The organism is Catelliglobosispora koreensis DSM 44566 (genome assembly GCF_000379685.1).
GTDB classification, from domain to species: domain Bacteria; phylum Actinomycetota; class Actinomycetes; order Mycobacteriales; family Micromonosporaceae; genus Catelliglobosispora; species Catelliglobosispora koreensis.
Genome location: NZ_KB903249.1, coordinates 898,067 through 919,664, shown reverse-complemented (window position 1 = coordinate 919,664; position 21,598 = coordinate 898,067). Strand labels below are relative to the sequence as shown.

Here is a 21,598-nt window from a genome sequence, read left to right as displayed (position 1 = left end):
CTGGAGTTCGGGCTGATTAGGCGGATAGGGCGGCCGGCAGTGTGGCGAATAGCCGCATCGTCGCGGTTCTCCTTCGCACTGCCGGGCCGGCAGAGTGAAGTGAGGCAGGGTGGTCTGCCAGCGCGCCAACAAGGCCGCGAAGGGTCGCCTGCGCGGCGGTCGTGCCAATGCAGGAATGAGTGCCCCAGCCGTAACCGAGGTGCTGGTTCGGGGAGCGCAGCAGGTCGAGTACGGCGGGTTTGTCGAACTGGTCAGGATCATGGTTAGCAGCGGCGAAGAGTGCGACGACCATGTCGCCGGATGACAGTTGCTGACCGCCGATCATGCAGGGCGACATGGCGATCCTGCTCGTGCCTTGGACGGGTCCGTCATAGCGGATGAGCTCATCCACGCCCGTCTCCAGCGGAGCGCCGTTTCTAAAGAGCTCCAACCCTTCTGGGTGCGTCATGAGTGTGTGGAGGACGTTGCCGATCGCGGCTGTGACGGTGCTGTAGCCGCCCTGGAACATCACACGGATGGTGTTGCGGATGTATGTGAGCTCCTGGTCTGGCCAGCCTTTTGAGTTCCTCACGACATCACCGAGCAAGCCCTGGCTATCAACGTTGAGCCAGGAGTCCACAAGCTTCGTCAGCGCCACTCGCGCTATCCGGCCGGGCTCAGCAGTCGAAGGATCCAGCCCGGCATCCATACTGCGCATGATCGCATCGGAAATCTCAGCGAAAGATTCAATCCGTGGCGGAGCCACGCCCAGCAGGCCGGAGACGGCGTCCACGGCAACCGGCATGGCAATTTCCGGCATTACATCGAACGAAGGCTGCGAGGACAGCTTGGCCAACAGATTGCGCGTGAGTTCGTGTGCCCGGGTTTCGATGTGGCTGAGGTCTTGAGCACGAAGGGCGTTCATGAACAGGTGCCGGACGGGGGTTTGGTCCGGAGGGTCAAGGGACTGGACGCTCAGGCTCGGACCGGCGACGGTATCTCCAGCGCGGCGCCGGTCGCGGGCGAAAGTCTTGTGATCGCGAAGAACCTGAACACAGTCGGCGTACCGAGTCAGGCACCACGACCGCATGCCCTCATGCCAGAAAACCGGGGTGCTGGTGCGCAGCGCGTCGAACAGTGGATAGGGATTGGCGATGACTTCCGGATCGAGCGGGTCATAGCTTGGTGCGATCACTTGAGGCATGGCAGTCCTTCGCAGATGATGTGGGCCCGCAGGGGGCGTAGGGCGGGCCCAACTGGTTCGGCAGAAATCAGTGGTCGTAGAACACAGCGGCCTCCAAGTTTGTTTAGTTGGTCGGTGTGATTGGGTTATGCGGCAAGGGAAATGACCGGCTGCGATGCCAGCCGCACAACGCCTACATCTATTGCGCACTATCGCGCGTGTGCCGTCTATGTGTCCTGACCGGACAGGCCAACTGTCCGGACGCGCATTAGGCATTGCGGTCACGTGGGTCAGCGGCGGCGATGATCGAAATATCTGAGTAAACAGTTGTTATGGCGGCTGGCCGTGGTCCAAAATCGATGATGCGACAGGTTGTCCGGGGGGAGGGATGGCAATGGGGGTTCCGAGGCGGACATTGCTGCCGTCAGCATCGCCGCTGCACCTGTTCGGTGCTGAGCTGCGCCGGCTTCGGGACGAACAAGGCTTGAGCCAGGCGGACCTAGGACACGCCTCACTCGTTAGTGAAGACCTCGTTCGCCGGATCGAAAACGCCGACCGATACCCAACCTGGGACTTTCTGAAGCGCTGCGAGAACGTCTTGCACTGCAACGGCTATTTGCAGCGGATCTGGCCAATGGTGGCTCGTCAGCGAGCTTTAGTGCAGGCACGTGGAAGCGCGCCGTTCCGGCCTGAACTATGTGATCGTCCGGTGCTCGATTGGCTGATCTCTGAATCAACGCCCGGAGGCATCGAACCGACGGACACCAGCCTCGACAACGAACTGGTACAGCTACGTCAGCTTGATCACGCTCACGGCGCGGGAAGCCACTACGGACACGTGATGGGCGCACTTCCGCGTGTCCGAACAGCATCGCTGCGCGCATCGATTGGATTCCTCGAACTCGCAGGCTACGAAGCTGTGGACCTAGGCGCTGACGGATCGGCACAAGAGCATTACCTCAAAGCACTCGCGACATCGACCCTGGCAGGCGACAAACTACATGGCGGCTACCTGGTCGCCGTCAGCTTGGCGCACCTGTCCCTGCACTGTGGGGATCCCGAACAGGCCGCTCGTTTGGCGCTTGCCGCGATGAAGGGCACAGCTACCGTATCGACGCCGGCAACACGGTCCGCATTTCTTGTCGTACTCGCACGTGCGCGGGCGCGGTCGGGTGACGAGCCAGGCACAACCTCGGCCCTCTTAGCCGCTGAGCGAGAACTCGGGCGTAGCCGAGCCGGCGAGGAACCAGCGTTCATTTCGTATTTCAGTCAAGCGGACCTAGCGGACGAGAAGGCGCACGCCTTCTTCGACCTTGGAAACTTTCGGCTAGCGCAGGAGGAAGCCGCACAGGCGATCAAAAGCGTTGGCGCCTCCCGGGTACGGCGGCTCGCTATCGATAATGCGCTGCTTGCCTCAGCCTTCGCACGCGACGGGGAGCTGGAACGTGCATGCGCCGCCGGAAGGCAAGCAGTCGATCTGGCGGCTGGGATCATGTCGTTTCGAAGCCAGCATCGTGTTCTCGAAATGCTTGGTTACTTGCACCCGAATATTGGTGTTCCAGCCGTTCGCGATCTCTTCGAGTACACATACGAAACGCTGCCTCTCAACACATCCTGGCTGATGTCAGCGTCGTGATTGGACGAACTTCTTGAACGCTTGAAGCTCGAACTCCAGCGTTTCCACCAGTGCCTTACCTGACGGGAAATGGCCGACTTCATCAAGCTCAAGGTAATGAACATCTGCATTTCGCCTGCGTAGTCCGCTCACCAGGCTCCGCACATCGGCAACAGGGGCGACAGGATCCTCACCCCCATGAACTATCGCCACCGGTCGGCGAAAGGCTTCGGCGAAAAGCTCGCTATGTGGTGAAAGGAGGGTCGCAGCGTGGGGGCGCTGGAAGCGCGGCGCTGTCGTTACCCACGACCTTGGGCTCACGATCGGTGAACGCGCTACGGCTCCGGCGAAAGGCGTGCTGTCAGCTGTCACCGCCTTAAGCGCTGTTAAACCTCCACCGCTCGCACCAAAGATCACCAGGCTGTCTGAGGAGGCCTTGCCGGATGTCACGAGAAACTTGGCTGCAGCGACGCAATCATTTACATCGAAATGTCCCCAGTTGCCGTTTAGTGCAGTTCGGAAAGCGCGGCCGTAGCCGGTGCTGCCGCGATAGTCCACATCGGCTACAGCGAAACCGCTGCTTGTCAGGAACTGGGTTTCCCAATCGAGACGTAGCTCCAATTGGTAAGTCGGCCCAGGATGCGCTCGGACGATCGTTCCTACTGGCTCTGAGCCGTTGCTCGCATAGTAGGCGATTACTATCTGATTGCCGTCGCTGTCACACGTCAAGATCTCTGGCACCGAGATCTGCGCCGCATCGGGAATCTCCGCGGCCGAACGGAGGACCTCGACCTCACCACTCGTGGCGTCTACTAACGCGATCTGCTGAGGCAATGTAGGCGATGCGCCAATCAGCGCGATCTTGCTGCCGACTGAGGCGAGGTAAGGCTTTATCGCTGTGTAGGGCAGCGGGATCTCGGTGAGCTTTCCCTCCGTGCCGACGGTCATAAGCTGCTGGAGCGGACCACGGTGGGCCAATATCGCAATCGTTCCGTCAGAAAGGAATGTGTAGCTGGAGTAGCCATGCTCCCATTGAGCTGCAGCGCATTCGGCCTCCATCGGAGCTACCGCCTCGACACTGTGCTGCTCGGTCCACCGGTAAAGGTTCCACCAGCCTGTTCGGTCGGAAACGAAATGCAGCACGCCATCCGGGCTCCACCGCGGCTCCGCAACAGACTCATCCAATCCACCAGCAACGAGCCGCGCAGGGCCCAACGCACCATGGCCGCTCCAGTCCGCTGTCCACAGGCGACAACTGTCCCAAGGCATGACATCCGCAGACCAGGAGACCCAAGCAATCCGTCCGTCAAACCAGCGAGGCGATGAGATGAACGGCGCAGACAATAACTCACGACATGCGTCGCCTTCAAGATCAATTGAAATCAGGTCGTCGCCCTCAGCGCCCTCAGAAACTGCGAGCAAATGACCATCCGCAGCGGCTAGATCACCGAATGTGCCTGCTTTCGGGCTCAAGGGCGCAGAAGCACCCGCATCCCAGATCCCGCCATCGCGGGCGTCAACAACCCAAAGACGGTCGGGCTGTATAGCGACTGCTCCACCGCCATAGGCATGCAGGCGGCTAGATGCGCATACCCCGTGTTCCTTAGCACCACTCGCAGCAGCCCATGTAAAGATCCCCGGCCCATCCCTGCCGGTCTCTACCCATACAAGCTGCTCGCCGTTAGACGACAGGCCATCGAAGGAGACAGATTGCCGCGCCACCTCATTGGCAGAAATATCCATCAGTACGTCCCTGGGTAGTTGATCCCGCCTTACGGTAGACCACACGGCCCTGAGTGCTCACGAGCCAGCTGTCCCAGCTGAAGAATTTCACCTCGACGGAGGCAGCCGCCCGCTGTAGCCCGGACATTAGACGTGTCCTGTTACTTGCGTCGACAATGATCGCGGGCCGCTGGCTACGGGATCATGCCGATCAGCCGCTGGAATTGCTGGTGAAGGAACCCGAAGTGATCGGCGCTCGCGGGCAGCGTCTGCTCCTCGACCAGCAACTGAAGATCTTCGTCGTCAATCGGAATGATGAAGCCACGATCATCCCGGGCAGTGTCCACACAAGACTGCCAAATTGATGCCTTGTTGACGAAGCCTCTATAGACTAGCAAGCCGAATTTTCCTCTAGAGGGTGAAAACCTGCCCTGGAGCTGGTCTAGTTCTGGGTTAGCGATTGGTCTACTGTAATTCTTGCACTCAAGGACTACATGTGCTGCTGGGTAATTAAGCGCTAAGAAATGGAAAAAGCCCCGAATGGCGTTGTTCGTGTAGGAGATGTCGATGCGCTTTCGTCCATCATGGATTCTCTGTTGACGGCGTGGAAACACCAGGTGCGGGTAAAACAATGCAGACGTCAATGCCTCCACCCTACGCTCGTACTCATCGGCGGCATCGTTACCCAGCGGAGTAGCAAGAACTATCCGAAGTAGATCATTTAGCGTAACTACAGGACCTCCGATCGCATCAACCAGTTCTTCATCTGGGATCGCGATGCTTGGCTCGGATGACTTTACTTCTCTGTATGATTGTAGGAGTTCTGGATTGCCTTGCGATGCAAACGCATTTATCCGCTTCTCTACGCCAGGATTGTGTCGACCCGCATCAAACCTGTCCTTATACTTCGCGTCCACAGACTTCTTGGTAATCCGGGCAGAACGGCGCAACAGCACCCCGAGCGAACTGCCAGGCTCTTGATCGACAAGGTAATTGAGCACGTGATGTCGATAGAACTCGCTGGCGTTCATGTGAAGCCCACGGCGAACTATCGCCTTAGGAATTAGGATGAGCTTCTCTCCATCAGGCATAGGCAACGACGTGAACTCCTCGCGCCATTCGCCTGCCACTGCATGCCACAAGGGGCCGGACGAAACACCTGGAACCAATGTAATCCCGTAGTAGTCACACGTTTCCTGGGTGTACTCGATAAGCTCTCTACGGATCAAATTTGTTGTGATGTCTGATATTCGGTCTCGGTCAATTCCTTCAACCACGAGGGCCGTATCCTCAAGGTCTTGAATAAGCCCTGTCCGGACAGCACCACTCGTCGAGAGCGCTGCCCAAAAGTCCTCGGCCAGATCATGGCCAAGGCCACTACCTCGCGATTGCCCACGGGAGAGCCCAAGGTGAGTCTCGTTCGGCTCACGCAACATCGATAATAGCTGAATCGCTAATGGATGATCATCTACAGCAATCGCATCAAGGACGCGTTGGAAGAACGACTGGACACTTGCGACACAGCTGTCGGCCCAAGGCGAGGATATTTGCGCCAATGCCTTTGGGTCCAAAAAGAGTCCTACGTCATTCCTAATGTCGACATCGACAAAGTCCAGCTCTGCCTGTGACCTTCCGAGCTCGTAATACTCTGAAACACGCACTTCGCTCTGCCTGCCTGCGCGACGCACGAACACCGGGGTGATGGCTAAAGTCCAGAATACTGTTTCGGCGCCCGGCTTTCCTGATTCAATGGCCATAGGGCGGGCTCTCTGGCCATTACCCCCACTCATCCTTCCCAACCTTCGCGCGAACAGATCGTGTTCGATAGAAGTTACGGCCCTGCCAAACTAAATCCCGTGAGTCGATCCGTGCATCACTGAGCGGGATCCATCGCTGCAGGAACAGACGGGGAACCACGGCGACTCAGTTCTGTATCAGCGCGAGCGATGTCGGAACGGCCTTCATGGCAAGGATGTCGAGTTGACTCAGGATATCGTCTGGCCGCCGAGTCAAGTCGAGCGGGTATGGTTGAATGTGGATGTCCGAGTGACGTACGGCGCGCGCAGTAGACCCGGTACCGTGGGCGTATACAAGCCAGCCGCAGTTGAGCTGCAGGGCAGTGCAATACGCAAGCATTTGGTATACATCGGCGTTAGGGTAGCCCGACTTTGGGTCTTCCAACTTGTACTTCGCATCGAAAACCGCCACCGGTATGCTGCTGATGAGGTGCACGATGTCAGGTTTCATTGGAACATGGCCAGACTCGTCCAAATTCACTTGGTACTGCGAGTGTGTGGCGCCTGGATACGAACGCAGGGCCTCTTTGACGGCGGTAAAAAGGAAGTCCTCAAATACCTTCGCCATGTTGACAACGAAGGACGTAACGGCGACGTTTCCTGGTCCGGGCTCTGCCGAATAATGCCGAAGAATTATCTCTGCGAGTCGTACGGCCGGTACATAGGCACGATTGAGCCGGGTTACGCGCCATGACGGGAGCGGTGAGCGGAGCCGGAGGACGGAGACGCCTTCGAGGCGGGCATCGAGATGCTTCAACCGAGCCTTGAGCGTTGGCGCCAACCGTGGCACCGCAGCAAGCAGGCGTACGGCGGTCCGCAGAATCTGGTTCTCCGCGATGTCGCGCGAGTAATCGTCGTACCTGACTTCAAGCGGCAGCAGCATGCCAGGACGCCGGGCGATCTGATCGGCGATGCGGACCCGGCCGCGAACAACTGCCAACGAGTCATCGACGGTGACGTATCCTTGCCGGACGCCCTGAAGCAGGGCACGTTCTGCTTGGCGGGCAAGAGATTCAGCCAAGGCCGGCCAGAGGTCTGGCTCAGCCTGTCCAGGTGTGTCATCGGGACGGAAGCCAGGGTCATGCGCGTATCCGAGCAGGAATAGCAGACGGCTGATACCGATTTTGGGCACGACATGGATGTCGACTCCGCCAACGCTGACCGCACCGACCCGGCCAGCCGGGACAACCTGCCACGTTCCGCCACCGATCGGGCGAAGTTCCACCAGTCCGGTCGAGGCCAAGGCGGCCGCTGCCTCAGTTTCGAGTGACACCTGCGCACCAACCCGGCTAAGTTCCGCAAGTACGATCCGGGTCATGTCACATCGGGGCCGAACGTGTGGCCGGACGGTGGATTCTCAGCTATCGCCTTGCGGATCGCCTGTAGCCCGAATCGCTCATGTACTTGGTGGCGGGTGAGTCTGCCGTAGTAGTGCTCTTCTAGCAACGGCATCAGATCGTGCCGCCAGACGCGTTCGATGCCGCCAGGTGTGTCTACCCAGGACTTCATGAAGTAGGACGGGCCAATCTTAAAGTCGCGGTCCTCCTCGTCGATCGCGCCATTGAGCGCATTGAGGAGTGCCACCCGATCGTCATGGTCACTTCCCTTGGCCGACAACCACTTGCCCAGCAAGTCTCGCACTGGCGGCTCATCCGGGTGAAGCTCCATAAAGGCGAATCGTCTACGGATCGCGGCATCGACAGCTGCGATTGAGCGATCTGCGGTGTTCATAGTGCCAATCACGAAAAGGTTCGGCGGCAGCTGGAACGCGGTCTCGGGCGAGTATTGCAGGCGGATAACTCCATCGCGGTACTCCAGGAGGAAGAACAGCTCACCGAATATCTTCGGCAGGTTGCCGCGGTTCATCTCGTCAATGATGAGTACGTAGGCCCGGTCGCGATGAGTCGTCGCTTCCAGTGCGAGTTCACGAAGCGGGCCGTCCTTCAGCTCGAATCCACCATTCTCATTGGGACGGAATCCCTGAAAGAAGTCCTCGTATGCATACGAGGAATGGAATTGAACGAGCCGGACCGCATCTATGTCAGCAATGTGCCGGGCTATCGCGCGGGCGATGTAGGTCTTGCCTGTGCCGGGAGGACCGAAGAGAACCAGCTGGCGCCGCTCTTGAAGTGTGTCAATGACCTCCTGAAGCCAGTCCACATTGGCGTGAAGGCTTTCTGCGAGTTCGTCGGTGGCAGGGGCGAGCGTGAGCGGATCAATGGGTGTGGACTGGGTGTCCGGGCCTGGCTCGTCATCACTGGTCGCTTCCTCAAGCCACTGCGACAGAAGGTCCAGGGCAGCGGTAATATCAACTACGGTGCCTTGGTGTTCTAGCAGTGCTGGCAATGGGACTGGCAGGTTGGTGAGATCGTGGCCTGGGCCCGCCCAGTCGACTCCGCGGCGAACCCGGGCATCGTCGGCATCCGCCTGGATCTCGGCATCACTCGTCACACGGCCAAGAATGAGCCGGTCGCCGGAGACTGTGGCAACGATATCTTCGACATTCATTCGAGTAAGCAAGGTGTAATAGGCGTCGGCGAGCGGTTTACGCTGCGATAGTTCAACATGTTCGTAGCCGTCATCGACTGCAGCCCGCACCTTGGCGACTTCATCACCCGGTTCGACTCCACGCAAGTATGCGCCTGAAAGGGAAACGAATTCGCCGTCCAGCCATCTGGCGACCAGGTCTGTCGTGTTGTTGTCGGGCCGGATTAGCCATGCTCGCTGCGCGTCATCTGGCTTGAGGATCTTCCACTCGTCGTACAGCCGGAAGTCCTCCTCACGGAGGTCGTAGATATCCGGAAAATCGGCGAGAGCTTTGCGCCCTGCGGCAGTGATCTCCCACATTCGCCCCGGCGGCTTAGTAATCCAGCCGATGCGAGCTATCCCGCTGCTATACCACTGGAACCGGATCCGGATCTTCTGGAGGTTAGGCCCCCCAACTTGGAGTTCCTCCGGTGTGGGTGGAATCCGTTGCAGGACTGCGCTCCAAACTTCACCTGCGGACAGCTTTCCGCGTTCTTGAAGCACACGAAGACCTTCGGCAATCCGTGGCCACGCGAAGTCGTTTACAGCGCTTGCCATCAGGCCTCCCCATTCTCGGTCACGGAACGTGCCGGGTGCCGAGGTCCGCGCCCCGGCGGCGGATCCACAATGGATTGATAGGCTACTCCGGTATCAATCGCTTTCTGCATCGCGTCGTAGACCTGCAGAATCAGCCTTTTAGTTCGGTACTCGCCATGTGTTTTCTCGTCACGTTCACGAAGGACCTTGAAGGTATCCAAGATGTGGTCGACGTCGTCTCGTTCGACACCGTAGAGGTGGAAGTAGGCGGCATCGAGTTCAGATCGCATAAACGTCCGGCGTTCGGTGTCCCATACGAAAGGTGCCCCATCGTATCCGAGATCATGCCCGTAGCCCGCGATATCATATGACGTGTAAGTAAGCTCCAAGACTCGCTGGGTGATCCACCCGTCAAGGCTTATGGTATTTTCCCAGGGTGTAAATCGGTCGTATGTCTCTGGCGGAAGGACTGCCAACTGGCGAATCACGAAGTAATTCAGGTTCGAGCCACTTGCCTTTTGCCTAGTACAGAAGTCCACTACGAACGACGAAAGGCATGCGTACAGCGGTGCGATATGAAGTAAGGTTTTGGGGAGCAGAACGAATGCGGAATCCGCGACACCAACAAGCGGGAGAACGAGGCTAACGAAGGTTCGCTCATTGCCGGTATTGGTAATTTTGCGCCATCCGAGTAGCCAGTCCCGGTCCCACCGGGCCATACTACGGTCGGAACTTTCGGTGAGAGTCTTCTCGATCAGCTCCTGAGGAACCCAGTAGCGCGGCAGAGGCACCCTGGCTGGATCTATATGTTCGGAGTCTGACATCCGGGGCAGAGTCCCAACGTTGAGCTGTTCCTGCGTGGCACCAGCGTAGGTGCTAAAGCGGTGGTCGAATTGGTGGGCCATCTTTGCTTCATACAACGGCAGACGTCGATCACTGCCACGACGATAAACGTTCCCGTCGAGCATCCATCCGGCTCTGAGCAGATCATCAGCTGCAGAAAAGTTACCGGAATCGTTTGCCATGTGGAACATGGCCATGAAGGTGAGTTGCCACAAGTTGCCGTCAGGTCCCCAAAGTACAGGGACACGTTGATAGATCCCTAGCGTGATCTCGGCATCCCGACGAGTGTTGAAGACCGGGCACGTGCCAGTGTTCGGATTGAGGAGCGTTATCTCCTCGGGGGTCAACGAATACGAGCGGCCGACGATCTGATCAGGTTGTCGCACGCGGAAAACGAGTCGGATCGACGCGATGCGGCGTGAGAGTCCACTTAGGCTGAGAAGCGCAAATCGGAAGCGATGGTCAACTCCCGGAAAGAGCTTGTCTTCGTTCTCGAAGTCGTAGAGTGAGACGAGCGTATTCGTGGTGACGGTATCTCTGAAGAAGCGCTGTGTCGTAGAGTCGGTCGCGACACCCGTCGGCACGATCATGCCGAGTAAGCCGTGTGCGTCAACTAACGAGCGAAACGCTTCAGCGAAGATTGCGTATGTATTGATGTCACCAGTTGCAGTTAATGGGTATCTTGTCGACTCTCGTATGAACTGGCTAAAGCCAGCTGAAGCTCGAAGTGCATCCGTCCATTCACGATAGAGCGCACGGTCGCCATTCTGATTGCTGATCTCAAGAGCAGCGATTAGCTTCTTCCGTGCGCTAGCGTTGGGCGCATTGGCTATTTCCTCATCACGGCCGGCGAAGAACTCCTTTTCCTGCAGCTTGATCCGCTCCCACGGAGGGTTGCCGATCAGGCAGGAGAAGCCTCCGGTCCATCCTGCGGCTCCGTGTCTTGATTGCCCGGCGACGGCGAAGATTTCGGGAAACTCTAGGTGCCAGTGGAAGAATCGGTACTGGTGGCCTAAACGGTCGACCATCTCGACTGTCTTGTTGAGTCCGGGGTCGAACGGGTTGGTTTTGATCGCTCTGACCACCGCGTCGACGGGTGCCTCTGGGGCTGTGGTGGTCAATGGCCACACGAAGGCGGCACACCAAGCATCAGCGTGGACTTTTTGCCCGCGATAGTTCGGAGATTCCTGAAAAGCAGCCCATCGCTGAGCTTGCTCCCGAACAGCATCCACGTTGTCAATGAGCGCCAGTGCTGCGGCACGTTCGGCAACGAGTGCCTGGTGCGAAATTCCGGTCTGTCCAAACAGGAGCATGCCTTGGCCCCCGCGGCTTTCCTTGTTCCGTTTCCGGGTGGCTGCGGCGACCTTCTTGTCGTCACCTTCGAGATCTTTGAACGCCGCGTCGGGTACCCCGTCTTCGAGGAGCTTCGGGGTTGCCCCCAGCAAAGAGTTGCCCACCCGGATTCGGGCGTCGAGAAAGCCGAGTGGTTTGCCGGGTTCCAGCGCCTCCAGCCAAAGGGAGACTTTGGCGAGTTCGGCGGCGAGGTCGTTGAGGTCAACGCCATAGATACAGCTTCCGATGACTTCACGTAGCGCATGGCGTACCGCATCAGGGGTTGGTTCGTCGTCACCGAAACGAACCTGAGCGAGGCGGCGCGCGATACGTCGGGCTGCGGCCACGAGGAAGTGGCCCGATCCACAGGCGGGGTCACAGACCGTCAGTGCAAGCAGACGCCGTTCGGCGTCAAATGCATCTCTGGATTCCATGACGGCTTCGTCCAGGAGCGGATCGAGGGCCGAGTCGAGCAGCGCGGAGACTAGAGATGGTGGGGTGTAGTAGGAGCCGGTGCTCTTGCGCTCGTTGCCAGCGACGGTGGTCAGGCGGAAAGTGCGGTCGGCCAGATCGATGTCGGGGACGAGTTCCAGCAGGGATTCGTAGACACTACCGAGTTCCTCTGCGCCGAGGTTGCGGTAGTCGACCGGCTGCGCACGAAGACCGTCGATCTCCATCCAAGCCAGCTTGCGAACCGCCGATAACAGATCCTCATTGGACAGTTCGTAGCCAAGTAGCAGGTCAGTGTGGCCCTCGATGTTCGGCAGTCGTGGGTCGGGGTCAAACAGCCCGGCGAGGGCGGGCAGGCCCAGTCCAGGATGGCCGTGATCGCCCAGTGCGAGGAGCACCAGGCGCTGAGCGTGCCACAGATCGCCGTGTGAGGCGCCGGCGCGTACCCGGGAAATGCGCCGCAGGCGGGCAGTCGAGAAGTAGGTCATGTACCGATCGCGTGCCGCCTGTGGTGTTTGCGGGTCAAGGAGCGCGTCGCGGTCTTCGGTGACGAAGATGAATAGGAGCCGGTATGCGAGACGCAACAACGCCCGCCGGAATTGCTCCTTGGTCAGTGCGCCAGAGGAAAGGGCAGCGACAAGGGAGATGTTAGCCGGATGGTGCAGGAATCCGGTGCCGAGGGCGACGAGTGCCGCCTCCACGCCGTTGCGCAGCCGGTCGAGAGCCCGTGTTCCAGCATCAACCGCCTCACCCCGCCAGGCCTCCATCCAGCAGTCGGCGGGAGATGACTGGGGGCCTTCGCGCTTCTCCAGCCGGCTGACGTGGCAGAGCTGAAAGAGCAGCAGGAACTCTGAATACAGTTCTCCCTCGAAGATTGTTTCGAGATCGAATTCGAGATAGGCCGAGCCCGCCAGCGCAGTTGAGTCACGAAGGAGACGCAGTCGCAATCCGTTTGATACCAAGGCCCAGAGGTGATCGCTGGACCGGTTTAACAGCTCCTGGACCATCGCTTGTGGTGGACGTTCGGCGCCCGCAACAGCCGCGTTGCGCTGATTGAGGTTGACTTCCGGGCCCAACAAGTGAATCGGAACATGGTCCCAGCTGTGGGACACCGGATAGTGGCGCTCGTCAATGGTGTACCCGCTAGCTAGGGCTGGTACGCGGCCATATCCAAGTTCACGTAGCAGGATTAGCAGCCAACGTTCTCGCGCGGCATTGGTGCCTGGCGTCCCAGGAGGCTGTTTGGAACCGAAGTCACGCCATGCTGTCCATGCGCCACGCAAATAGGTCCAGGCGCGGCTTGCAGCATCGCGGACTGTTTCCCGGCCCACGAGGTGATATGTGGCAGGGTCAAGGCTGCCTTTGGAGGTCACCTCACCGGCTTGGATGCGAGCGAGGAGGCTTGGCGGAACTACGCCTCCGACGGCATGAATCGCTTGCAGACCCGGAGTGCTCATTTGGTGCCTCCGGGCTGGTAGAGATACACGCCGAGAATGTCGGCCGGGAGTTGCGGTTGGACGGTCAAACCACGAATCGTTAAAGCGCCAGCACGATCACCGCGGGCTGCGGTACGGACGCGGACGTGTGCTTGCCGCAACTCGTCTGCAAGCGATCGAGCATGCTTATCGAGGTGCGGGGTTACTGTGTCAATTGAGGCAAGAATATGGGTCATCATGTTACGTGCCACGTCTGGCGGCATGTTGGCATCAGGTTTCGCAGCGAGAAGCCGGTCGACGGAGGCTTGGTCGAGCCATGTGGGGCTTGTGGGCGAGCCCGTGAATGCTAGAACACGGGCTTCCTCAGTGACTTGAGCATGCGGACCTGCCCGTCCAGGCAGCGTGAGGTGGATGCGAAAGCGCACCAGTAAAGCGATCGTGGCAGTGTCGACAGCCTTCGTGACAATCAATCCGCAGCGCCGCGCTGGGCGTGCTGATGCAGGCAATGAGGAGTCCAGTGAGGCATCGAGAACGTAGCGGGCGATAGCGGCAACGCGGGGATCGGTGCGTTGGAGGACTGCAGAACCACGGGTTGCTGGCAGATCGGGCATAAACGGGATTGGAGCATTCGGTCGGCCAAGTGCGTCCAGGAGTCCAATGGGGAGTCCCTGAGGTTGCAGGAGAAGACCGCCGCTTTCGTGGGGCAAGACCGTTGCCCCACTTTCCTTTAGCGCGGTACGGACGAAGCCCGCGATATCGTCAGGAGTGCCGAGTGCTCGCCGGTACGCGTCGATCTCGTTCTGTACCTCGTCTGGGGAGATCGATGCCTGCGCGAATCTTGTCCGGCGGACCTTACGTTCCTCTTCTGCGCTGCTCTGCCAGTCGAGTTCCAGTTGCTTGATTTCTCCCGGCATTTCAAAGAGGGTGTCCTGCACGAATTCCGGGCCTGATCGTAAGACGGTGTCCATTAGTGCGTTGAGTACCTGCTCGGTGCTCGCTGGCACCGGAACGCTGATGCCGAGGTCCCGCCGGATCGCCTCATGCTTGCGGATGAGAACATCCATTACGATCTTGTCGATTCCGTTGTCGGATCCGTAAAGCGTAACCGCACGCACGATTTCGGCAGGCTGGCCAAATCGGTCGACTCGGCCTTCGCGTTGCTCGTGCCGTGTGGGATTCCATGCAAGGTCGTAGTGGATGACAGCCTGGAAGTCTTCTTGCAGGTTTACGCCTTCTGAGAGGCAGTCAGTCGCAACGAGTATCTTGGCTGCCTCCCCCGCCTGGCTGGCGAACTCGCGTACTCGTTCGGCGCGGTCTTCGGGCGGATGCTCGCCAGTGACTACCTGGATGCGTGCCTTTGCGAAACGTTCGCGGAGGTGGTTGGCAACATATTCGGCGGTGTGGATGAAGCGGCAAAAGACGATGGGGTGGAAGCCATCCTTGTGCAGCTTTTTGACTGTCTTGACTAGAACTGCGAGTTTGGCGTCTTGCTCTTCGCGCCTAGCGGGCTCGGCTTCAGTCGCGATACCTGCCGCCCTTGCGGCGAAGCCGCCTAGCAACGCCTGTTGGGGGCTGGCGTTGGGCTGGTCGTCGACCAGGGCGCCAAATGGTGTGTCGCTGCCTTCGGCCGACTCGTCATCGGCCAGTTCGTAAAGCGGTCCGACGCTCATTCTGTCAACGGATTCGGGGGTGTCCGCCCCGGCAGCTTGCGCACGGGACCGAAGAGTTGCTGCAGCGGCCGCAGGAGAGGATGCCAAGGCACGCAACAGAGATAGCGCCGACCACCACCGGACCCGTTGTTGCACCCTGGTCCCGGATTCGTCAGTGACTTGACCCTTTGCGTAAGCCAAGACATCCTCGAACAGGGCTCGATATTGCGGGGACAGCTGGTAGGTGTCCTCAATGGTTTCGCGATCGGTTGGGAACTTGGTCGCCGCCAGCCAGCCTCGGATGTCGTGACGTCGGCGTTGCACCATGTGGCCAGCCAATCGGCGGCGACCCGCCTCGTTGGACAGGTCCGCATCGTGGAGCGCTGGATCCAGCAGGGCGATCAGGTTGCGGAAGGTCGTGTCGTTGCCGCTGTGCGGGGTTGCGGTAACGAGGATCAAGTGCCGATCGGTACGACGGGCCAGATCTTTGACCAGACGGTAACGCTGAGTTCGGCCGCGGCCGCCAGTGCCTGTGTCGTCAGAGACGCTGGAGTGTGCTTCATCGACAATCACCAACTCTGGTGCTGCGCGAAGGAAGTCGTCTCGCCGGTTGTCGGCCTTGATGAAGTCAGTCGAAACGATCGTGACTTCGTGCCGCTCAAAAACGGATTGTCCGTATTCCAGTCCGCGTTCGAGTTTGCGGACAGTGCTGGGAAGGACTAGTTCAGCATGGATCCCAAACTTAGTGGCAAGTTCCTGTTGCCATTGGTCGGCAAGGCTTGGCGGGCACAAGATAGCGAATCGGTCGATCGTTCCCTGTTCACGCAGTTCGGCGGCAATGAGGGCTGCTTCGATTGTCTTGCCGATACCCACATCGTCGGCGATGAGGAGTCTGACCACCTCCTGCCGTAAGGCCAGGAGCAGCGGAACGAGCTGGTAAGGGCGTGGCTCTACGGCCAACCTGGCTAGGCTACGGAACGGCCCACCGCTAGCGCGGAAACCAATCCGCAGCGCGTCCCGCAGGAGGCGGGCGCTCAGATCATCCCCTAGATCATCAGGGCGGGGGCGGTCGAAGGTGGCGGGAGTGACGCCTTCATCGGCGAAGACTCCGGCGATGTCATCGTCGCCTCCGCCGAGTGGGCGCAGGATAAAGAAATCATCACTGCTGCCGGGAAGAACGACCCATTCTCGTCCACGTGCGCGTACTAGCGCGCCGACCGCCGTACTCATCGGGCGGCCTCACCGAACACACCAGGGTGGGCAGCAATGACCGCGTTGAGATCATCGCCCGGAGCAATCGTCACCACGTTCCATCCGCCAAAGACCAGTGGAATGATCTCTGCTGACCGGCTGGGCTCGAAGTCAACCAGCACAGCTGAACGGTGATTTCCGTTGTGGTAGACGAGGTCCACATGCAGTCCTTCCAATGTGGTGTCAATCTCGGTGGGCCAGCGGAGCGCATTACTTTGCACTATGCCGAGAAGAACCCCGAGGCGGCCTGGATAGTCGTTGCTGGGAGTAGCGCCTTCGGGTCCGACGCTCGCCGTCACTGCATTGGTCGCGCTGGTTGTCAACGCATGCAGCATCGCGATGACTTGCCGGCGGTCGATCATTTCGTGGACCTGCTGATTGCCAAAGGACAGCAGACACCTATAACAGCCACGTACACAGGCATCGTCTTGCTCGGACAGAGTGACAGGATCAACGTGCATGATCCGTAGCGCCTCAGCGGATACACGGCTAAGTGCATCTGGTTCGGCCTGAATACGGCGTAACACGCCTGCGCCGCCTTCAGCCGCTTCCTGTAGCAGCAGACGGCCACGTGATTCACCATCAGGAAGCAGTTCGCTGGCTAATTCTGAATCCTCTAGCTGGAACACCGCTTCGATGCCACGTTCTAAAGCATATTGGAGAGTCGTCGCCTGCTCGATCGTGATCTCATCAACCCAGCGAAGGACGACGATGTTACGGCGATCTTCCACGTATGGAATAACGCGCTCTTTGCGCTTTACGTCGGCGAAGCCTGCTTCGAGGTCGTCCTCATCTGAGTCGTCCTGAGCGTCGCCTTCGCGTTCGCTGAGCCATCGTCCCTTGATGAGATCGAGATAAAAGCCGTGCTGGGATTTGTTCCGGCGGGATGTCCGGCCAAGATTGGTTACCCGTACTTGGGCACCGTCACCATAGGACAGTTCTGCGACCGCTTCGCCGGACGCGTTCTTGATTGTCGCGTCCAGCCGTCCAGGAGAGTTGTTGCGCGGCACGAAACTGTAGGTGGTTCGCAGCTCAAAACCGATCCGGTTTCGCTCTTCCTCGTCGGAGCTGATCCGTTCTCGGCGGCGGGTGACTACCGACTGCATTTGAAGCAAGTGTTTCCATGGATCCGGCAGCCGGGTACCGCAGGACTCGCAGACGGCGATTTCCGCCCGGCGCGGGTGATGGTAGCCGCATGACTCACAGATGCGGGCTTCGGTGAGGACAACCTGTCCAGCCGCTTCCGCATCCGTGCTGCGCGGCAGGTTGATCCGGCTGACCTGGTAGCGCGCTCCCTCGTGGTAAATCAGCGCACCCGGACCGAACTCGCGAACCGCAAGAAAACGGGGCCGCTGAAGCCAGGCGTTGCCCCGGCCCCGATAGCCGGGAATGTATGCGGCAAGAGGCAAGCGCGGGAAGGAGTATCCGGGAAGGAAGCCCTCGGACGCCAGGTAGCGATACGTGTAGAAGTCAGACTGACTACCTTCGTCTGTCTCGTTAAGCAGCAACTCTGCGCGCTGCCGGGCTTCGCGCAGACGCAGCTCCGCGTCATCTCGCTCGCTTTTTCTTGAGGAGACATCAGACATCGCTTCGTATGCCGCTGTTCGCTCGGCAACAGTGGTCGTGTAAAGGCCACGCCACCGATCACATGCCCGGTCAAACGTGGTAATCGCGTCACCGACAACGTCCGATGGCCACGTTGCCTTCCACCAGACGGTGGCCTCTAGAAGGCCACGCAGAGGGCTCAGAAGCCGGCCAGCGATACGGATAGCACGTTCGCGTGCGTCTGGATTCTTTAGTTTCGCGACCAGGTCGGCCTTGAGCGGAAATCCTTCGGCCTCAAGGTTAAGGACGTCGCTCATCGAGCTTTTCAAGTCAGCGGTAGTCTCTGCCAGCCAAACGGCCTGGATATGCGACTTTATGAGATCCTCGTTCGCCAGGTCCAAGCGTGGCGGCTGAACCTGGCCGGCGACCATCAGTTCAGAACGCTGGAAGTAGTAGGTGTCGTGGCTGTTACCACTGGCACAGTAGGTCACGACGAGCGCCGGCTCACCCGAGCGGCCCGCACGGCCGGATCGCTGAGCGTAGTTCGCCGGTGTGGGAGGGACGTTTCGCATTCCAACGGCGTTGAGCGAGGAAATGTCGACGCCTAGCTCCATTGTGGGAGAACAGAACAGCAGTGGCAAAGCAACGTCTTTGTCGCGTTCTCCACGAAAGGCTGCTTCCCTCTCCTGACGATCCTCAGGCCGCACTTGGGCCGTGTGCTCCGCGGCGTGGAGACCGGCAAGTTCATGGCCCGTATCGCGATACAGATCGCGGAAGAACTCCACCACCCGCGGCCTGGTTTCGGCCTCGAAACGGCGCCGTAGCGGATCGGCTGCGCCGTGTTCACCGGAACCGGGGCGCAGCAGCATGGCTGATGACTTCAGGCGGTAGCCCGTATGCGGCCCTTCGGTGACCCTAGTCAGGATCCCTTCATCCGCAAGAAGTTTGAGGAGGCTAGCGATGATGAGATCGGCATCAGTCGTGGAAAGCGTGTGGCCGAATCTGTCGGAGTGGCGCAGCCATCGGCCGAACATCCCCCGGCCGGACAGATACAGCGCGTTTCGTGGGCCGCCAACTCGGCCGGTACCAGGAATGACTATGCCGGGTGTGGGATCAGGTTCCGTTTCAGGGAGCGCCCAAAGTCCGGCAAGATGTTCGCGACTCTCCCGGCGAAGGCGATCGACAAAGTCCGTCTCCAGCGCCTCCGCGTCGACCGCGAGCACCCGCCGGAATTCGTCTAGCAGAATTCTCATGATTTCGACGCGTTCGCTGTTTTCAATATTCCGCAACGGGCCGGTTTCATGCCAGCGTTCGTCAGCTGCGGCAAGCGGCTGAATCAGCGGGTAGTCGACAATGAGGAGTCCGGACTGCTCAAGGTTTGGCAGGGTTACCCGCCATCCACGTTGCAGGTCGCGGAGGGTTCGGTACTCGACAACACCTCGCAGCGCGCGTTTGGCCCGGCGGTCGTCGAAAGATGTGGGCGCAGCGTCGTAGTCTGCGCGGCTCAGCCCAAGGTGCTTGGTTACTGCGGTGCCAAGCTCTAACGGGTCGACGCCACCGTCGCCGTCTTGCTCCGCCTCCATAACCGCTCGATGCAGCGCGGCGCGGATCTGGATCACAAGCGCGAAATCGTTGAAGTGACCCGCTTGGAGGCTGGCGTCTTGCCGGTTGTCAACGAACGTAAGGAGCTTACGGGCATCGCGTGGGAGGTCTGCGTGAGGCAGGGAGCGCATAGTGCGCACAATGCTCGACGCAACAACTGTCATCGCGCTGCTACGGCCTTCGGTATTCAATGTCACAAGCTTCGCAAACTCACTACTGCGGAACTGCTCGTAAGACACTCCGCAGCGGAGGCAGAAGCGGAAGACGCCGGGGATCCAAGCCGCCAGCACTCGCGGGTCCGCTGGGTCACCAGCTGTCAGAGCCACCTCGGCGGAGCCATCCGGACCGATGCGATGCCGAACTGGAATGTCCTTGCGGCGTGCAGGAACGACCGGGTGGCCGCTTCCGTCCGGTTGCCGCCACGAACTTGGCAGCCTGTTCTCGGCGATCGGGTCTGTTGGCCACTCGCGGTCCCTGGAGACATACAGGTAGCCGTGCCCATCCTGGGTGGGCTTAAGGTTTTGCCTCGCCCGGAACCTGACAGCGCCGTCGGTCTGCGTTCGTTCGGCCAGCAGGTAGTCCTGTCCGCATTCGCGGCAAAAGGCCGCAGGAAACAGCCGCCGGCCGCCAGGCAACTCAAGCTGATATTCGGTTTCCACCGCCCGCGTCCCGACCGGCTCAGCTGTCAGATAAACCGAACCTCCTTTGGATAGGAACTGGTGCAGCCGGAACGCGAATAGCGGTTGTTCAGATTCCTGAGCTTTTACCCGCGAGCCCGCCAACAAGGTCGCGCGTATCGCGGTCGCGCAATCTTCTCGGCTGCGGCCGGTGAGGGCGGCGAGTTGCTCGGAGGCCTTATCAACGGTCGTGGGCACACGGCGGATCAACCGGCCACTCTCAACTTCGGTAGTGACACCGAAGGTGTCCTCGATCCATGAGGCGAGTGGGTCTTCCCGTAAAGCCTCGAAACCCTTATGGAGCGCGGGATCATCGTTCTCCGCACCGCCGCGGGCATTCACGGCATCAGCAAGTAACTCAACATCCGGATCGCGCAAGGTGGTCGCGCGCACGAGTGATTCGGTGATGACACGTTGCGGGTACACCATCGTTCCGAAAACGTCGGTGGCGATGGCGGCGACGTCGCGCTGCTGGTCAGACAGGGTTCCGCCGTTTGACATCGTCGCCGAAGTGCCTACACATTGGAGAGTGTCTTGTGCCCCACAGGCGTCACGAACTCGACGGACGAGCATTGCCACGTCGGCGCCTTGGCGTCCGCGATAGGTATGCAGTTCATCTAGAACAAGGAAGCGAAGATTTTTCGCCGCTCTTGCAAGATGCCGACGCTCGTCAGGTCGGGTGAGCATGAGCTCCAGCATCACGTAGTTCGTCAGGAGTATGTCTGGCGCCTGTGCGCTGTCAGACAGCACTAGCTCACGCTCTTCGCGGGACTCCTGACCTGTATACCGGGCAAATGTCACCGGCGACTGGTCATAGCCGACTTGCAGGAACTTGCGAAGCTCCTCCATCTGGCTATTGGCAAGTGCGTTCATCGGGTAAACCACGATCGCCCTGATACCGCGACCGGGTCCCTCGCGCAGCACTCGGTCCACAATGGGCACAATGTATGCGAGTGACTTTCCTGAACCAGTACCTGTAGTCAGCACATATGAGCTGCCAGATGCTGCGGCGTCAATAGCATCAACTTGGTGCTGATGGAGAACCATCTGTTTACCGGTCGGATCGGACGCTCGCTTCTGTGCTCGGAAAATCCGTGCGCATTCCTTATGCAAGATCCCGTCGGCGACCAGGTCGTCGACCGCACCGCCGGGGGCGAACGATGGATTCAGGGATAGCCACGGTGCGGGCCACTGTGCGCCCCGCGCACTCTCAGCTTCCACCTTGTCGCGGATGGCGGCATCGTGGATGTCGACAAAGCCTTCCGTGAACTGCTGATAATCGCGTATTAGGTGCTTATGCACCGTAAAGGCGTCCACCGACCGCTTCCTCCCACCCACGTAGTACGCTGAGTTACTTCGCACCCCACGCAGAGCCTACAGATCTGCTCCAATGGTGTGGCGTTGGCGACAGACAACCTCTACGCTGCTGTCAAATACAGTGACAAACGCCTTAAC

General features: G+C 59.6%; 9 protein-coding genes. 1 reads left to right on the top strand and 8 read right to left on the bottom strand.

The window, feature by feature from the left end:
- Positions 1–16: 16 nt before the first annotated feature.
- Positions 17–1,183, bottom strand: coding sequence for a cytochrome P450 (locus tag A3E1_RS0104255; RefSeq protein ID WP_020519500.1), 1,167 nt, complete (start codon positions 1,181–1,183; stop codon positions 17–19).
- Positions 1,184–1,556: 373 nt separating this feature from the next.
- On the opposite strand from A3E1_RS0104255, the gene A3E1_RS0104250 reads away from it, so the two are divergent.
- Positions 1,557–2,798 carry a helix-turn-helix domain-containing protein gene (locus tag A3E1_RS0104250; protein ID WP_026208072.1) on the top strand — a complete coding sequence of 414 codons (1,242 nt, stop codon included), beginning with the start codon at positions 1,557–1,559 and terminating at the stop codon, positions 2,796–2,798.
- On the opposite strand, the gene A3E1_RS38880 is transcribed toward A3E1_RS0104250, so the two are convergent.
- From A3E1_RS38880 to A3E1_RS0104215, 7 genes are all read right to left on the bottom strand, one after another.
- On the bottom strand, positions 2,787–4,520 hold the full coding sequence (locus A3E1_RS38880; protein WP_063825101.1) for a S9 family peptidase: 1,734 nt from the start codon (positions 4,518–4,520) through the stop codon (positions 2,787–2,789). The genes A3E1_RS0104250 and A3E1_RS38880 overlap by 12 nt on opposite strands.
- A 173-nt stretch (positions 4,521–4,693) precedes the next feature.
- Positions 4,694–6,256, bottom strand: a complete 1,563-nt coding sequence (locus tag A3E1_RS0104240) for a hypothetical protein (RefSeq protein WP_020519497.1) — start codon at positions 6,254–6,256, stop codon at positions 4,694–4,696.
- A 166-nt stretch (positions 6,257–6,422) separates the two neighbouring features.
- Complete coding sequence (locus tag A3E1_RS0104235; protein WP_020519496.1) at positions 6,423–7,613, bottom strand: McrC family protein; 1,191 nt, start codon at positions 7,611–7,613, stop codon at positions 6,423–6,425.
- On the bottom strand, positions 7,610–9,379 hold the full coding sequence (locus A3E1_RS38875; RefSeq protein ID WP_083929353.1) for an AAA family ATPase: 1,770 nt from the start codon (positions 9,377–9,379) through the stop codon (positions 7,610–7,612). Before A3E1_RS38875 ends, A3E1_RS0104235 begins: the two co-directional genes overlap by 4 nt.
- Positions 9,379–13,440, bottom strand: coding sequence for an Eco57I restriction-modification methylase domain-containing protein (locus tag A3E1_RS0104225; protein ID WP_020519494.1), 4,062 nt, complete (start codon positions 13,438–13,440; stop codon positions 9,379–9,381). The genes A3E1_RS38875 and A3E1_RS0104225 overlap by 1 nt, the downstream gene beginning before the upstream one ends.
- On the bottom strand, positions 13,437–16,298 hold the full coding sequence (locus A3E1_RS0104220) for a helicase-related protein (protein WP_020519493.1): 2,862 nt from the start codon (positions 16,296–16,298) through the stop codon (positions 13,437–13,439). Before A3E1_RS0104220 ends, A3E1_RS0104225 begins: the two co-directional genes overlap by 4 nt.
- On the bottom strand, positions 16,295–21,460 hold the full coding sequence (locus tag A3E1_RS0104215) for a DEAD/DEAH box helicase (RefSeq protein WP_020519492.1): 5,166 nt from the start codon (positions 21,458–21,460) through the stop codon (positions 16,295–16,297). Before A3E1_RS0104215 ends, A3E1_RS0104220 begins: the two co-directional genes overlap by 4 nt.
- Positions 21,461–21,598: the final 138 nt, after the last annotated feature.

What these genes read in the sequence shown, in the direction of transcription:
- A3E1_RS0104255 (WP_020519500.1), bottom strand. Translation starts at nt 1,183, where the DNA reads ATGCCTCAAGTGATCGCACCAAGCTATGACCCGCTCGATCCGGAAGTC.
- A3E1_RS0104250 (WP_026208072.1), top strand. Translation starts at nt 1,557, where the DNA reads ATGGGGGTTCCGAGGCGGACATTGCTGCCGTCAGCATCGCCGCTGCAC.
- A3E1_RS38880 (WP_063825101.1), bottom strand. Translation starts at nt 4,520, where the DNA reads ATGGATATTTCTGCCAATGAGGTGGCGCGGCAATCTGTCTCCTTCGAT.
- A3E1_RS0104240 (WP_020519497.1), bottom strand. Translation starts at nt 6,256, where the DNA reads ATGGCCATTGAATCAGGAAAGCCGGGCGCCGAAACAGTATTCTGGACT.
- A3E1_RS0104235 (WP_020519496.1), bottom strand. Translation starts at nt 7,613, where the DNA reads ATGACCCGGATCGTACTTGCGGAACTTAGCCGGGTTGGTGCGCAGGTG.
- A3E1_RS38875 (WP_083929353.1), bottom strand. Translation starts at nt 9,379, where the DNA reads ATGGCAAGCGCTGTAAACGACTTCGCGTGGCCACGGATTGCCGAAGGT.
- A3E1_RS0104225 (WP_020519494.1), bottom strand. Translation starts at nt 13,440, where the DNA reads ATGAGCACTCCGGGTCTGCAAGCGATTCATGCCGTCGGAGGCGTAGTT.
- A3E1_RS0104220 (WP_020519493.1), bottom strand. Translation starts at nt 16,298, where the DNA reads ATGAGTACGGCGGTCGGCGCGCTAGTACGCGCACGTGGACGAGAATGG.